At 38.4% G+C, this 15,177-nt stretch carries 13 protein-coding genes and 1 pseudogene; 7 read left to right on the top strand and 7 right to left on the bottom strand.

Annotated elements, in window-relative coordinates; genetic code table 11:
- Window positions 1-125 precede the first annotated feature (125 nt).
- The 4 genes and pseudogenes from AC27H3_RS17730 to AC27H3_RS17715 form a co-directional block, all read left to right on the top strand.
- Window positions 126-248: pseudogene (locus tag AC27H3_RS17730) on the top strand (transposase); the annotation flags it as partial.
- Window positions 249-650: 402 nt separating this feature from the next.
- Window positions 651-1,157 (top strand): hypothetical protein, encoded by a 507-nt coding sequence (locus AC27H3_RS17725; RefSeq protein ID WP_487108052.1) that lies wholly within the window; start codon window positions 651-653, stop codon window positions 1,155-1,157.
- 595 nt (window positions 1,158-1,752) lie between these two features.
- Window positions 1,753-2,157 carry a hypothetical protein gene (locus tag AC27H3_RS17720; protein ID WP_487108051.1) on the top strand — a complete coding sequence of 135 codons (405 nt, stop codon included), beginning with the start codon at window positions 1,753-1,755 and terminating at the stop codon, window positions 2,155-2,157.
- 424 nt (window positions 2,158-2,581) lie between these two features.
- Window positions 2,582-4,024, top strand: a complete 1,443-nt coding sequence (locus tag AC27H3_RS17715; RefSeq protein WP_487108050.1) for a PQQ-dependent sugar dehydrogenase — start codon at window positions 2,582-2,584, stop codon at window positions 4,022-4,024.
- Window positions 4,025-4,238: 214 nt separating this feature from the next.
- On the opposite strand, the gene cgtA is transcribed toward AC27H3_RS17715, so the two are convergent.
- The 3 genes from cgtA to rplU all read right to left on the bottom strand — a co-directional run bounded on the left by cgtA (window position 4,239) and on the right by rplU (window position 6,153).
- Window positions 4,239-5,399: an Obg family GTPase CgtA gene (cgtA, locus tag AC27H3_RS17710; protein WP_487108049.1), complete on the bottom strand. Its 1,161-nt coding sequence runs from the start codon at window positions 5,397-5,399 to the stop codon at window positions 4,239-4,241.
- Window positions 5,400-5,567: 168 nt separating this feature from the next.
- Complete coding sequence (rpmA, locus tag AC27H3_RS17705; RefSeq protein WP_081151723.1) at window positions 5,568-5,825, bottom strand: 50S ribosomal protein L27; 258 nt, start codon at window positions 5,823-5,825, stop codon at window positions 5,568-5,570.
- 16 nt (window positions 5,826-5,841) lie between these two features.
- Window positions 5,842-6,153, bottom strand: a complete 312-nt coding sequence (gene rplU / locus AC27H3_RS17700; protein ID WP_077285540.1) for a 50S ribosomal protein L21 — start codon at window positions 6,151-6,153, stop codon at window positions 5,842-5,844.
- 240 nt (window positions 6,154-6,393) lie between these two features.
- On the opposite strand from rplU, the gene ispB reads away from it, so the two are divergent.
- Both ispB and AC27H3_RS17690 read left to right on the top strand, forming a co-directional pair.
- The gene (ispB, locus tag AC27H3_RS17695; RefSeq protein ID WP_487108048.1) at window positions 6,394-7,365 is read left to right on the top strand and encodes an octaprenyl diphosphate synthase; all 972 of its coding nucleotides are present in this window, start codon (window positions 6,394-6,396) and stop codon (window positions 7,363-7,365) included.
- A gap of 254 nt (window positions 7,366-7,619) precedes the next feature.
- A complete protein-coding gene (locus AC27H3_RS17690; RefSeq protein ID WP_487108047.1) occupies window positions 7,620-8,726 on the top strand; it encodes an aldose epimerase family protein in 1,107 nt (368 codons plus the stop codon).
- A gap of 104 nt (window positions 8,727-8,830) precedes the next feature.
- On the opposite strand, the gene argR is transcribed toward AC27H3_RS17690, so the two are convergent.
- The 4 genes from argR to AC27H3_RS17670 form a co-directional block, all read right to left on the bottom strand.
- Window positions 8,831-9,316, bottom strand: coding sequence for a transcriptional regulator ArgR (gene argR, locus AC27H3_RS17685; RefSeq protein ID WP_487108046.1), 486 nt, complete (start codon window positions 9,314-9,316; stop codon window positions 8,831-8,833).
- Window positions 9,317-9,421: 105 nt separating this feature from the next.
- Entirely contained in the window at window positions 9,422-10,492 is a 1,071-nt protein-coding gene (locus AC27H3_RS17680) for an ACP S-malonyltransferase (RefSeq protein ID WP_487108045.1), read from the bottom strand.
- Window positions 10,489-12,693, bottom strand: coding sequence for a dehydrogenase E1 component subunit alpha/beta (locus tag AC27H3_RS17675; protein WP_487108044.1), 2,205 nt, complete (start codon window positions 12,691-12,693; stop codon window positions 10,489-10,491). The genes AC27H3_RS17680 and AC27H3_RS17675 overlap by 4 nt, the downstream gene beginning before the upstream one ends.
- A gap of 124 nt (window positions 12,694-12,817) precedes the next feature.
- A complete protein-coding gene (locus tag AC27H3_RS17670; RefSeq protein WP_487108043.1) occupies window positions 12,818-14,011 on the bottom strand; it encodes an acyl-CoA dehydrogenase in 1,194 nt (397 codons plus the stop codon).
- A gap of 130 nt (window positions 14,012-14,141) precedes the next feature.
- Between AC27H3_RS17670 and AC27H3_RS17665 the strand changes: the two genes are divergently transcribed.
- Window positions 14,142-14,978: a LysR family transcriptional regulator gene (locus tag AC27H3_RS17665; protein WP_487108042.1), complete on the top strand. Its 837-nt coding sequence runs from the start codon at window positions 14,142-14,144 to the stop codon at window positions 14,976-14,978.
- Window positions 14,979-15,177: the final 199 nt, after the last annotated feature.

Here is a 15,177-nt window from a genome sequence, read left to right as displayed (position 1 = left end):
GTCGGTTAAACTGATTTGTTGAGAGCGAGATTTAGGCATAATAATCACCACATTTAAAATTGTGAACTAAGTGTAGTTTACTCAGAAAAATATGAACAAGTTATTATGCGTGGCTTAATAATGATAATATCACGGTCAATAAAGGCATGAATAAATTCACTTTGCGTGGACAAGATAAAGTGAATACCCAATGGAAAATGTATTGTCTTGTTCATAATATTGAAAAGTTAAGAAACAATCTGCATTAGAGCCTAAAAGCCCAACATCACACGAAAAACCAGCCTCAAAACGACATAAACCACTTAATCATCACCCTTAATAAACCTTTAACGATGCAAAAATAAAAATCGTCCAAAAACGTAAACGTTTTTGATTGTTAAAAGAAAATAATCCAGTTAGAGTATTTTGATTAAAAATTATATAAAAAACGAGTAATTCTACAGGCTCATTGAGGCTGTAGAATTTCTCCAAACTGAAAAATGGCGTATGATTTTTGTTTTAGTACAGCCTTTAAAGTTCACTTTTTAGTGGAGTATTGCCTCAGAATGCACGTAGCAACGCAATTTGAGGCTTAATTTTTAATAAATTTTGAGGCTGCTTTTTCTAAAATAGAAATTCTACAGCCCCGTTATGTAACAAGGAGAGTATCGTTGAATTATCTAAGATTGTTATTTTTATCTGTTGTACTTACTGGTTGTGCAAGTTCAAACATCCAATATGCAAAATATCAATTACCCACCAATCAAGAGACCGCAGATGTTGAATTTTGGGTACATGGGTTTAGAAATAATGGAACAATTATATTAGGGTATATCGATCCAAACGAAAAAGGTGAAAAAACCACGATTAACGAAATAGCGAAACTAGAATCAAATGGTATGTTCGAAGAACCAACTAATTCTGTTACTGTTAAAATCCCAGCAAATAAATTATTTCCATTGTATTACGATAACACCAGTGCATCAGGGTATATAACAACCAACTGCTATGGGTATCTTCCATTAAAGCTTGATTCAAGCAAAAAATACAAAATTGAGGTTGTTAATTGGACCCCTAAGGATGCTACTTTTGCAGACTTTACATGTGAATTTGATATCAACGAAGTATTGCCTGATGGTTCGTTAAATCAAATTAATTATGTAAAGAGTAAGGTGTAATTGTTACATAAGCTGTTAAACAAGGACAAAATACAGTTGGCTTTTTGTTCACTCCGTTCACTTATTTTAGCCAACTATATTATTGTCTGTTAACAGGGCGTTAGTTGCCAATGGAAGGTTCGAACATCAAAGAAGTTAGACAAAGTGTTGAGCACAAGCCTCTTGTACTTATCGTTGTTTTAGCCTTAACAACGCTAGTTAGCACATTAGGAACTTTCGGTATTTATTGGCTTCACTTTGGAGGATTTTTTGCTTATGAGGGAGGATATTTTTTAATTCCTGCGATCTTTGTAAGTCCTATCTTCATTCCTCCACTAATTTACTATTTCGTATGGCCAAAGCCGAGAGTAAATAGACTACTCAGAATATTTTTCCTAATACCATCTTTGCTTTTGATGCTGTGCGTGTTTTATTATTTCTCATTCTATAGATGATTTGACAGTGGCAACTAACAAAACACTAAAGGCGCTCGCGCTGCTCGCTGGGACGCTAAGAATTTATTAAGCCACCCATAATAACTGTATAAAATAACCGAGAACTTAACTGGACACTCATCCTAAATAAGGCGTAATCTGACATGGATAAGCATCAGAAAATGGAACTCAGAAGAGAAGCAGGTTATAGAGACCTGCCTAAACCTCAAGTCAAAGAAAAAGGGCCTGAATATTCCTTATCCTATGTTTGTTGTTCTTGCCGAACTTCGAATATGCGTCAATATAATCTTGAGCCATGCCATTACCCCAAATCTATAGATTGTCCTATTTGTGATGGTATTGCGATATGTGTTGGTCGTCATTTCAAGCCACCTAAAAAATCAGATACTTCACAATGGGAAAAAGTAGAGTATCTTATCGAGCATGGTTTTGTATTTCAAAAAATTAGGCCCGTTAAAAATAGCTATGATAGCGTTCCATATCCTGAAACTTTAGCTCAAGCGAAAGAGTTTGTAGTGAAGTATCAAGGGTATGCGGTTAAAACAGTTTATAACAACATGCCCTGAGTTCGACAACTAGTAATATTTTGCGTTCTGACATGAAAGCAGTCTCTCTGTAACCATAAAAAGCCTGTCTGCAAGGTTAGGTTCGTTGAAATATAGCTAATGTTCACAGTAGTCATTAGTTATAAAATTACTAGTGCCTACTTTGAACTTAAACCAACCCCATAAACATATCTTAAGTTTTGGCTTAAATTGCCTTTAATATTTTTTATAACTCCACAGAAGGTAATAACAGGTTTAAACAAAGCCAGCAAAGTGTCCAAATGATCATTTACTTTAATCACAATTGACTATTGGTGTTCTCAAATATTATCCACTGTCATTCTTTGTAAATTACTTCTCTGCTATTATATGAAAATACTAATAATCGACACTATTATTTATGCTTAAGAATATACTTAGTGCAATTGCCAAAGAGGCTTCAATTATGCAATACAGCTTATCGCATCAGAATAACCCCAAGTTATTAAAAACATTTTTCAGTTTGTTTTTTCTATATTTATTATTTAGTTATAGCGCATCAGCTTCAGTAGATTCATTATACAAAATTAATTGTGCGAGTTGTCACGGCAATAAAATGCAAGGCGGCCTGGGTGAGTCTTTAGTCGATAATAAATGGCTCCATGGTGAGTCTGATGAGCAAATATTTAACGTGATTAAAAATGGTGTTGCTAACACTGATATGATGGCTTGGGGGAACAGTCTTAGTGCTCAAGAGATAAGATCATTAGTTATTTATATTCGTGAAACCAAGTATCAGTCAGAACTTGAGCAAATGAACAAAGCCGTGGTGCATAAAAATGGGCAATTCAGCGCTGCCGGTGAACAATTTAGGTTAGAAAAACTTGATGAGAATAATGCTGGGTATTGGGGTATAGAATTTTTACCTGACAATTCATATTTAGTTACCGAAGTTAGCGGCAAGCTTTGGTACTTTAATCAAGGTATAAAGACTGAAGTTGCTGATATTCCGGCAGTTTGGCATCGTGGACAAGGCGGGTTACTTGATATTGCACTACACCCTGATTATATAAACAATAAACTAATTTATTTAAGTTATGCACAATCAGACGATGGCAATAAAGCGATGACCGCTATTACTCGAGGACGCATTGAAGAAGGTCGTTGGGTAACAGACAAACAAATATTTAAAGCAGACACTAAACACCATTTATCTTCAGGTGCTCATTTTGGTGATCGCATGGTATTTCAAAATAACGATTTATACTTCTCTATAGGCGATAGAGGCAATAAAGAAATGGCGCAAGACTTATCGCGCCCAAACGGTAAAATTCATCGACTTACCTTAGATGGCAATATACCGAGCGACAATCCATTTGTAGATACGCCAAAAGCACTAGCAAGTATTTGGACTTACGGTAATCGTAATCCTCAAGGTATGACATTAAATACTAAAAGCAATAAAATTTGGTCTGTGGAGCATGGACCGCGCGGTGGTGACGAGCTTAACTTAATCACAAAAGCCAATAACTATGGTTGGCCTTTAGCAACTTTTGGTATGAACTATAACGGTACGCCAATGACAGATAAAACATCTATGATTGGTATGGTGCAGCCTATATGGCATTGGACACCGTCTATTGCCGTTTCTTCTATAGAGTTTTATCACGCTAATGCATTTAGCACTTGGCAAAATAAAGCCCTAATAGGCAGCTTAGCTAAAGAAGAATTACGCTTATTAACGATTGTTGATGATGAAGTAATGAAAGATGAGTTGATCATCAAAGGACAAGGAAGGATCCGAGATCTAAAAGTTGCCGCAGATGGCAGTATTTATTTGTTATTAAATAGTGGAAGTCGAAGTTCACGCCAAGGCGCTATTTATCGTTTGGTACCAGCTGGAAAATAATAAACATTAAATTTTCAGATAGATAATAACTCTCTGACATAGCTGTCTTATAATTTTATCTATCTGAAATATAACATCGAATATTTAACGAATAAAAGTTTAGCGAAGATAAGCCTTAAGTTGACTTTACAGCAATTAATTAATGAATTTATCGCCTATAACCGCAGCGCCTGAATATACTATTAATGGAGTCTATTCAGGCTAATTAAATAACTTACTTACGATATTCAACTTCTACATCGTATTCATCTTCGTCCCAATCTTCATCATCAAGATCATCTGACAAATCTGCCATTGTATCTTCATGATAAGTATCCCATTTAAATTCAACGGTTTTACCATCAATAGGTGCTTCTTCAACTTCTGGCGGTAATGATTCAATGAAAGTCATAACGCCCTGACAAAGATCTTCAGTGCCTGTTCGATTAAATGCTGAAATACTACGTACCTCACCTTCCCAGCCTAAGCCATCTATAATGCGGTCGGTAATTTCTTTAGCTTCTTCTTCAAGTAATAAATCTAACTTGTTGAAAACTAACCAACGTGGTTTGCCCGCTAGCTCTGCAGAGTGCATTTCTAATTCACCCGCAATAGTTTTTGCATTTTCTAATGGATCAGAGCCGTCAACAGGTAAAACGTCAACTACGTGTAATAAAATACGACAACGTTCTAAGTGTTTTAGAAACTGAGTTCCTAACCCCGCGCCGTCCGCTGCACCTTCGATCAAACCAGGAATATCAGCAATAACAAAACTACGTTGAGCGTCTAAACGTACTACACCTAAATTAGGTACTAAGGTAGTAAACGGGTAATCAGCTACTTTCGGTTTAGCGGCAGATACACTGCGAATTAAGGTTGATTTACCTGCGTTTGGCAAACCAAGTAAGCCAACATCAGCTAATAGTAATAATTCAAGCTTTAAGTTTCGAATTTCACCAGGGGTACCATCAGTTTTTTGGCGAGGTGCACGGTTAGTACTACTTTTAAAGCGACTATTGCCTAAACCATGCCAACCACCTTTAGCGACCAGTAACTTTTGCTCATGTTGAGTTAAATCACCGATTTGCTCGCCTGTATCAATATCAACAGCACGAGTACCAATAGGTACTTTTAGGTATAAATCTTCAGAGCCTTTACCGGTACAATCGCGGCTACGGCCGTTTTCACCACGTTTCGCGCGATGAAATTTTTCAAAACGGTAATCGATTAATGTATTCCAGCTTTCATCAGCAATTAAATATACATCGCCGCCATCACCGCCGTCACCGCCGTTTGGGCCACCGAATTCAATGTACTTTTCTTTACGAAAACTAACTATTCCATTACCACCGTCGCCGGCTTCTACGCGAATTTCTACTTCATCTACGAATTTCATGGTGTTTTAAAACACTCCAAAATTTTATTTTCTGCTACACATTATAAATGATTTATTCAAATTAGTTTTGAACATTGTCATTTTTTATACAATTTGTAACGAATAACTATAAATTACCTGCAAAAAAAAACCCTGCGTAACAGCAGGGTTTTATAAGTTTGCGTATTACTACTCAGCAATAATGCTTACAAACTTGCGGTTTTTAGGACCTTTAACTTCAAATTGTACTTTACCATCTGATAAAGCAAATAGAGTGTGGTCTTTACCGATACCCATGTTGCTACCAGCGTGGAAACGAGTTCCACGTTGACGAACAATGATGTTACCTGCTAAAACAGCTTCGCCACCAAAACGTTTAACACCTAGGCGTTTCGCTTCTGAATCACGACCGTTACGTGTACTACCTGCAGCTTTCTTATGTGCCATTGTAAATCGCTCCTAATTAGCCGTTAATGCCAGTAATTTTCACTTCAGTGAACCATTGACGATGGCCCGCTTCTTTACGTGAATGCTTACGACGTTTAAATTTAACAATTTTAACTTTGTCAGCGCGACCTTGGTTTACAACCTCAGCCACAACTTTACCACCAGCAATGTAAGGCGCGCCTACATTGATGCTCTCGCCATCGGCGATCATTAAAACGTTTTCGAATTCTACTGCAGCACCAATTTCAAGTTCAATTTTCTCTAAACGAACTGTTTGGCCTTCAGTTACACGATGCTGTTTACCACCGCTTTGGAATACCGCGTACATAGCTACTCCGTACTGCGTCATCATCTAGGGACGACGCTTAAATTTAAAATTATAGGGCGCGAATTCTACGCGAAGAAATTGGTTAGGGCAAGTATAAAAGCAATGATTTATTATTATTTTTAAATAACTAAAAACTTCTTGCTGACAAAACTTCTATCACCATGAATTTCGTGTAAAATTACCTCGGAAATTATCGGTATTCTATCATCAAAGAACATTTAAGGTAACTTGTTACGCTCTATGAATATAAAAAACATCCAAGCTTTAGCTCAGCAAGACATGACCGCGGTTAACGATCTTATTTTTTCGAAGCTTCATTCCGACGTTGCGCTAATAAATCAATTAGGTGTTTATATCGTTAATGGTGGTGGTAAACGTATGCGACCGCTACTAACTGTATTAGCGGCCAGAGCCATTGGTTATCAAGGTGAAGAACACTTGCAGCTTGCAGCGATCGTTGAGTTTATTCATACCTCAACACTTTTACATGACGATGTTGTAGACGAATCAAATATGCGCCGTGGACGTGAGACTGCCAATGCTATGTTTGGCAATAGCGCTAGCGTATTAGTAGGCGATTTTTTATATTCTCGTTCATTTCAAATGATGAGCCAGTTACGCAATTTAAGAATTATGGACATTTTGTCTGATGCAACCAATATTATTGCAGAAGGTGAAGTGCTCCAGTTGATGAATTGTAATGATCCCGACACCACAGAAGATAGCTACATGAAAGTTATCTACTGTAAAACTGCAAAATTGTTTGAGGCAGCGACCCGCCTTGCTGCTGTAATAGCCAAACAAGACGAAGCAACAGAGCTTGCCATGCTGAATTACGGTAAACATTTAGGTACCGCTTTTCAGTTAGTTGACGACATTATGGATTACACCGCAGATGCTCAAGAAATGGGGAAAAATGTGGGTGACGATTTAGCTGAAGGTAAGCCAACGTTACCCTTGTTGTATGCCATGCAAAACGGCAATGAACAACAAAGCGCTATGATTCGTGATGCTATAGAACATGGCAATGGCATGGATAACCTCGATGATATTCTCGCTGCAATGACCCAAACAGGTGCTTTAGTTTATACTCAGCAAAAAGCTGAACAAGAAGCCGACAAAGCTATAAATGCAATTGCGATGTTACCTGAGTCAGCATATAAACAAGCATTAATTTCGCTAGCACATATTGCGGCTAATCGTAGCCACTAAACAACTCTTCTTTAAGTTTACAGTTAGTCGATGTACTAACTGTAAACCCTAATTTTTAAATAAGCTCTTGTTAATTAAATTGAACAAACCCAATGCTTTAACTCAATACCTTAGCTCAATACCTTAAATCAGTTTCCTTAAATCAGTTTCCTTAAATCAGTTTCCTTAAATCAGTTTCCAAGTACAACTCTCGGTGTAATGCCTCAAGCAACTTGCTACTATACGTTTAATATTTTTCACGGGCTTTTAAATCTATGCCGACAGAACACCTGACTCACAGCCCTACTATTACCCAAGCCAACTTTGGCCATTTAAAAAATGGCGAGAGTGCACAACTTTTCACACTAAAAAATAGCCATAGCGTTACAGTAAAAATTAGTAATTATGGTGGCATTATTGTGGCGCTTGAAACTTTAGATAAACTGGGTGATAGCGCAGATATAGTACTTGGCTATAACAACATCGAGTCTTATGAAGACGACCCGTATTATTTAGGTGCGATTATCGGTCGATATGCAGGGCGAATTGATCAAGGCTTATTAACTATTCACCATAAAACTTACCAGCTCGATTTGAATAATCTCGACAACCAGCTTCATGGCGGCTTTCAAGCATTAAACAAGCAACTTTGGCTAGCAACAACTAAAAGCAATGCTGAAAGTGTTAGTTTAATATTACATCACACCAGTCCTGATGGTGATAATGGTTTCCCTGGCACAGTTGATTTTAAGGTTATATACAGCCTGAACAACCAAAATGAATTAACAGTAGAATATTTTGCCCGTACCGATAAAACCACCGTTGTTAATTTAACTCAACATAGCTATTTTAATCTTGCAGGGCATAGTGCTGGTAATATTTACCAACACCAAGTTCAACTCAATGCTGAATATTTTTTACCGATGAATGAACGTATTTATCCTACGGGTGAAGTCAGAAGAGTAGAAAACAGCGCACACGATTTCAGTCGATTAAGCGCTTTAGGCAAAGCTATAAACTCCTCAGAGCAACAAATTGAAATTGCCAAAGGTTACGATAACTATTGGTTGATTAATAGCAGTGCTATAAATGGTGAAACTTTTGCAGCTAGAGCATTTGAGCCAAAGTCAGGTCGACGATTAACCATGTATAGCGATCAACCCTGTTTGATTTTGTACACAGCTAATTACATTGATGGCAGTCAAACTGGCAAGCAAGAGTGTGTTTATCAGCAACACTCGGCATTTTGTTTTGAACCACAAAGGCTGGCGAATATGAAAACCGCTGCCGATATTAAAAATACAATACTTATGCCAGAACAGCCTTTTTATAGCCGAACTCGCTTTGTTTTTGACACGCTAGAAATAAATAAAGCGTCATAATCGACGCTTGTATTGCTGGTATAAGAATAGATAAGCTACATAAAACCTAACGCTAGGTTAATAATGATAACTACACAGCGTTATAAGTTTAAACATGCACATAATTAAGATGATGAAGAAGATACACCTAATAACAAACTAATTTCCTTCGTTATTTCATCAATACGATTAACATCGGTTGGTGCAATAAATATAGTGTCATCGCCAGCTAGAGTACCTAAAATTCCAGTCGACTCACCTAGGCTGTCTAACATTCTTGAAATTAATGGTGCGCCACCTATACCTGTTTTTAGTATAATTTGCATATTATTGTGTTTAACACTGATCACTACCGATTGAATGGCTTGCTTCGATTTCGGCACGGCTAATTCATCAGGCAAGATATATACAACTTGGTCGCTGGCATTACGCATTTTTACAGCGCCAAGCTTTGATAACAAGCGTGAAATTTTCGCTTGCGACATATTTTTAAAGCCTTGAATATCTAGCGCATCAGCAAGTTGACTTTGTGAGCCATAGCATTGTTCTTTTAGTAATGCCTTAAACGCAAGTATTAATTCTGCTTCATTTTTTTTACGGCTTGTGGTCATTATTTAACTCAATACGAAAATTTCTGAGGTCCATTGTATAAAATAAAAAAAATTTCAGCTATTTTATTTTATCTTCAAATGTTAATTAGTTTTTTATCTTGTTATTCAACAACATTTTTCGCGCTGATCAAGTAGCCCCATCGAAAGAATAAAGGGTGCATTTTTTTGTTGTGCAATAAAGTCAGCTTTGTTGGTCAAATTAAGCCATTTATGGCTAATAAGGCTCTGCGCCACTGCACCTCCCAACGTAGCACCCGGTCCCAGAATAATCAACTTATCAGGGGCAAACTCTTTAATAGCCACTTCTATTGCTTTAGAAAAGTTATAAGGCTCTACAACTTGAGTGTTCAGGGTGTAATTATATAAGTGTTCAATATCACAACTATAGGGCTGCCACACTTGCCCTAAGCCATCAATTAGCGGAATACTTGGCGCACTAAACATGTCTGCTGACATTAAGTTCATTGCTTGCTCCGACACATTTTTAAGTAAAGGGGTATGAAATGCAGCATGATTAAATAAGCGCAATGGATAGCGGTCTTGAACTTTAGGTAATAACTCTTCTAATGCTTTCAGCCCTGCTTTATTGCCACCAAAAACTAAATAACCACCTAAGTTAATCGACAGATAAACCTGACAATCAGTGTGCTCGTTTATCTGCGCTAGCCACTGCATAACTTTGATTTCTAAGCTGCGGTCAATATTCCATTCTTCATCCATAATGGGATAAATCATTTGCCCGCCAATAAGCCCTTTTGTCATCATAGAGCCCATGGTATTAATCAGTTCAATCGCTTGTTTTGGCTTTAAAGCGCCGGCAACAGCTAAGGCAATATACCACCCCATAGAGTTGCCCGTAACAGCGACAATATCAAATTCATCTTTATTAATAGCTTGGTAATCAGATAGCGCGCAAGCATAAATAAGCGCAGATGCGTTTTCACCAGCGGTATGAATACCCATGCTGTAGTTTTCCATACTATCCAGTTCAGCGACTTTGATTTGACCTTGACCTGATCGAAAATCATCAATTAACGACACGATTTCAGTTTTATCGCTATGCAATCGCTGTAAATAACCCAACTCTTCTTTATTATAAGTACCACGGCCTGGGCAAATTACCACGACTCTTTGCTTAGTTTTAGGTGCGGTAGAATTTTTATCTTGAGAACTCATTGGCAAAGCTCCTTCGCGGCAGTAATAATTTGTTCAACCGATGGCAACACTTGGTAGGCAGCAGCACCAAGTGGAATAAAACTATCGCTGGCCGTAACACGTTTTATGTTGGGGCATGTAACTGTTTGTTCATTTATTAAGGTTACTAACGCTTCGCTAATTGAACCTGTTTGTCGACATTCATCTACAATAAGTACGTGCTTACAATTATTTACTTGCGCCAAAATACCGATTTCATCAAGCGGCGCTAGCCAACGTAAATCAACAACCCGTGCATCTATGCCCTGCTCAGCTAACTTAGCTTGGGCTTGGCGTGATAAATAATTGCCATTACCGTAAGTCAGAATACATAACTCATTTCCAGTACCAGCAACCTTAACACCTAAATCTATTTCGCCATTTTCTAAGGCGGGTGGCTTATACTCAAACGTCCAAAGCCCGTCGCCTTCTTGATGTAAATCTTTTGTCATATACATGGCTATTGGCTCTAAAAATATCACCATGCGCTGTTGCTCTTGCGCTAAACGGACACTGGCGCGCATCATTTCAACTGCATCAGCGCCATTCGATGGACACGCGATGATCAAGCCTGGAATATCACGAAAAACCGCAAACGAGTTATCATTATGAAAATGCCCACCAAAGCCTTTTTGATATGCCAAACCGGCTATACGAACCACCATAGGGTTTGTAAACTGACCATTAGAGAAAAAAGGTAACGTGGCTGCTTCACCCCGAATCTGATCTTCGGCATTATGCACATACGCTAAAAATTGAATTTCAGGGATTGGCAAAAATCCGTTATGTGCTAACCCAATCGCCGCTCCTAAAATAGTTTGTTCATCAAGCAAGGTGTTCACTACGCGACTTTTACCAAAGCGCTCACATAATTTTGCAGTTACGTTATACACACCGCCTTTTTTGCCAATATCTTCACCACACATCACAATATTGGGATACGCTGCCATTAAGTCCATTAATGTCCAATTGATCAATTTTGCTAGATGCTGTTTTTTAGATAAGTTATGTTTTTCATGTTTGAAAATTTCAGCTCGATCTTTATCTGTGACTTCAATTGAACTACATGCCTTATGCACAGTTGGTATAATACTCGCCATAACCGCATCAGCACTGGTTAGTTTTTCTTTACCGGCGGCATTATCTGCAATCTCGGCAATGCGTTTTTCAGTATTTTGGTAAATTTCAATCATCTGCTCGGCAGTTAAGATGTTATTTTCAAGCATAATACGAGCAGTATGCAGCAGTGGGTCTTGAAATTCTGTGGCGGTAATATCACTAATATCACGATAGACAAACTCGGCATCAGATCCTGCATGCCCTAATAAGCGCACGGTGCGTACATGTAAAAATACTGGTTTTCGTAATTCTCGTGCAATGTGTTCAGCTTTTTTTGCTGTGTAGTAAGTGTCTAAAATATTTAAGCCATCGCAATGGAGATAGGTTATACCCACTCTATTTTGATAATTAGCCGCAACCCAACCTTCAGGTGTCGCCGTAGAAATACCAATACCATTGTCTTCACAAATAAAAACAATAGGCATAGGGATCGACTGATACGCTGCCCAAGCCGTGCTATTAATTGCCCCTTGCGTAGTAGAATGATTTGATGAAGCATCACCAAAATTACAAATAATTATGCCATCGTTAGGGATTTCTCCTTGGTGCGCTAAACGTTTAGCTAGTGGAATGCTGTAAGCTGCGCCAATGGCTTTAGGTAAATGAGATGCTATGGTACTGGTTTGCGGCGGTATAGATAATGCTTTACTGCCTAATACTTTATGGCGACCACCTGAAATAGGATCATCTTTTGAAGCGGCGAAAGACAACAACATGTCATATAAAATAGTTTGTCCTGGTACTTGCTTGCTACGCTGAATAACAAATGCGCCGCTGCGATAATGCAAAAAGGCCATATCCGTTGCTCGAAAAGCCTTAGCATATGCAGCATTTCCCTCATGGCCTGAACTACCAATAGTATAAAAACTTTGACCTTTTTTCTGCATTACGCGTGATTGTAAATCAAGGTGGCGACTCATCACTTGTGTTTCAAATAGGTCAATAATTTCAGCTGAGCTCAAACCAACATCACTGGGCGTTAGGGTGCAGCTTGATGTTGGCAACGTTCCTGCGCGAACAAAATTTATAAAATTTTCTTTCACCAATTGATTACGATCAGACATGATATCTCCACAGAATTTTTATTATTATGGTTTACAACTCAAATAACATGGCCCTTGAATAACAACTCAAAAACCTCAAAAAAACCCAAAAAAAAGACGTATTAAATACGCCTTATTCAGTGTTTTAGTAAAATGCTTGGATGCCGGTTTGTGCTCTACCGAGTATCAATGCATGCACATCATGTGTGCCCTCATAAGTATTAACCGCTTCAAGGTTCATCATATGGCGAATAATATGAAACTCGTCAGCAATACCATTACCGCCATGCATATCACGTGCAGTGCGAGCAATTTCTAGTGCTTTACCACATGAGTTACGCTTGATAAGAGATATTGCTTCTGGCGCTAGTTGATTGGCATCCATTAAACGCCCGACCTGTAAACACGCCAATAATCCCGTGGTAATATCCGTTTGCATATCGGCGAGTTTTTTCTGAATTAACTGAGTTGCCGCCAAAGGACGACCAAATTGTTCTCGGTCAAGAGTGTATTGACGCGCGCCGTGCCAGCAGAACTCTGCCGCCCCTAAAGCGCCCCAAGCAATGCCATAGCGAGCTTTGTTCAAACAGCCAAATGGGCCAGATAAACCTTTAACATTGGGTAGTAAGTTTTCATTTGGCACAAAAACATTATCCATCACGATTTCACCGGTAATTGAGGCACGTAATGAAAACTTACCTTCAATTTTTGGCGCACTTAACCCTGTCATGCCTTTTTCTAAAACAAAACCACGAATAACGCCTTCAAGCTTAGCCCAAACCACAAAAATATCGGCCACCGGAGAATTGGTTATCCACATTTTGTTGCCTGTTAAGCGATAGCCGCCTTCAACCACGGTGGCATGAGTGCTCATGCTAGCAGGATCTGAGCCTGAATTTGGCTCAGTTAAACCAAAACAGCCTATGTGTTCGCCACTAGCAAGTTTAGGTAAATACTTCATTCGTTGTTCTTCATTACCATAGGCATAAATAGGATGCATAACTAATGAAGATTGCACACTCATGGCGCTTCTATAACCGCTATCAACACGCTCAACTTCACGCGCCACTAGGCCATATGTGACATAATTTACGCCTGCGCAGCCATATTTTTCAGGTAGGGTCGCCCCTAACAAACCAAGCGCCCCAAGTTCACGCATAATTTCAACATCAAACGTTTCATTGCGGTTTGCCATTAAAATTCTTGGCATCAGCTTTTCTTGACAATATTGATGAGCACTATCACGGATCATTCTTTCTTCTTCAGACAGTAAAGACTCTAATAAAAGCGGATCTTGCCATTTAAACGATGGGCGATTTGCACTTGAAGCGTTAGACATAAAGCTACCTATTAACTGATTAATTTTCGTGCAAAAATAATAAGCAAATACTAGCCAAAGTTAAAACATTATTTTTCTTTAACTGATATAGTTTAAAGCTATAGCTAAACCTCAAGTCTAAGATATATTTATGGATTTAAAATCACTTAACTACTTTATTTCAGTTTATGAACTTAAAAGCTTTAGCGCCGCAGCGAAGGCTTGCTTTATTGCTCAGCCTTCTATCTCTTCTGCGATAGCTCAATTAGAACAACAACTTAATGTACCATTGTTTATTCGGCATGCTCGTGGTGTTACACCTTCTGAACATGGCGTTAAACTTTTTCCTCTAGCAAAAAAACTGCTTGGCCAAGCGGGTGCAATAAAAAATGTTTTTGCTGAAAAGTCTAATAAGCAACCTTTTAATTTAGGTGTAACTCGTGGTTTAGGAGTAGAACGCATGAGTTCATTACTCAAAGATTTTACTGCTGAAAACCCTTTCGTTGAACTAACCCTTGTGCCGCACACAGACGTGGTTGATGCGCGTATTATTCTCAAAGACGAATTACATGAAAACGAAACTTACATAAATATGTGGCAAGAAGACTATTTGTTAGCGTTGCCTTTTGATCATGTATTAGCACTTAATGACACTATTTCGCTTAAGCAATTAGATGGGCTCCCTTTTATACAGCGTACACCTTGTAGTGCTTGGAACAACTTGCAAGACACCCTCGCACTAGCCGGCATTAGTCTTGACATTAGAGCCAAAATTACCACCATAGATTATGCCTTAGGCTTAATACATGCGGGTTTAGGCTGTGCTTTTTTGCCAGCTCACAATGAAATAATGCAGCGAAGCGACGTAGTATTTAGGCCGATAACGGGTTTACAGCTAACTCGCGAAATTGTGCTAGCCTTTTCTCAGTCGTCGAAGACTATTAATAATTTAAAACGTTTAGCACGCAAACATGCTTATGCTCACTAGTTAACCTGCAACTCACAATAATGATAACAATTACAACTAAGTCAGCCATGTAACTAACCTGAACTCTGGATAAGCAGCACTTGCTCAATGTTCCCTTTTAAGCCATTTTCTGCGTTAAAACGTCGATAAATAGCCCGCTATTCATAAACGTTTTGCCTTGGAAATGGCATAAAATGAAGCATTGATGATATCTATTCGT

Source organism: Colwellia sp. NW0002-52-1 (genome assembly GCF_057550865.1).
The sequence above is the reverse complement of the archived record's forward strand: the minus strand, read 5'-3'. Positions and strand labels throughout refer to the sequence as shown.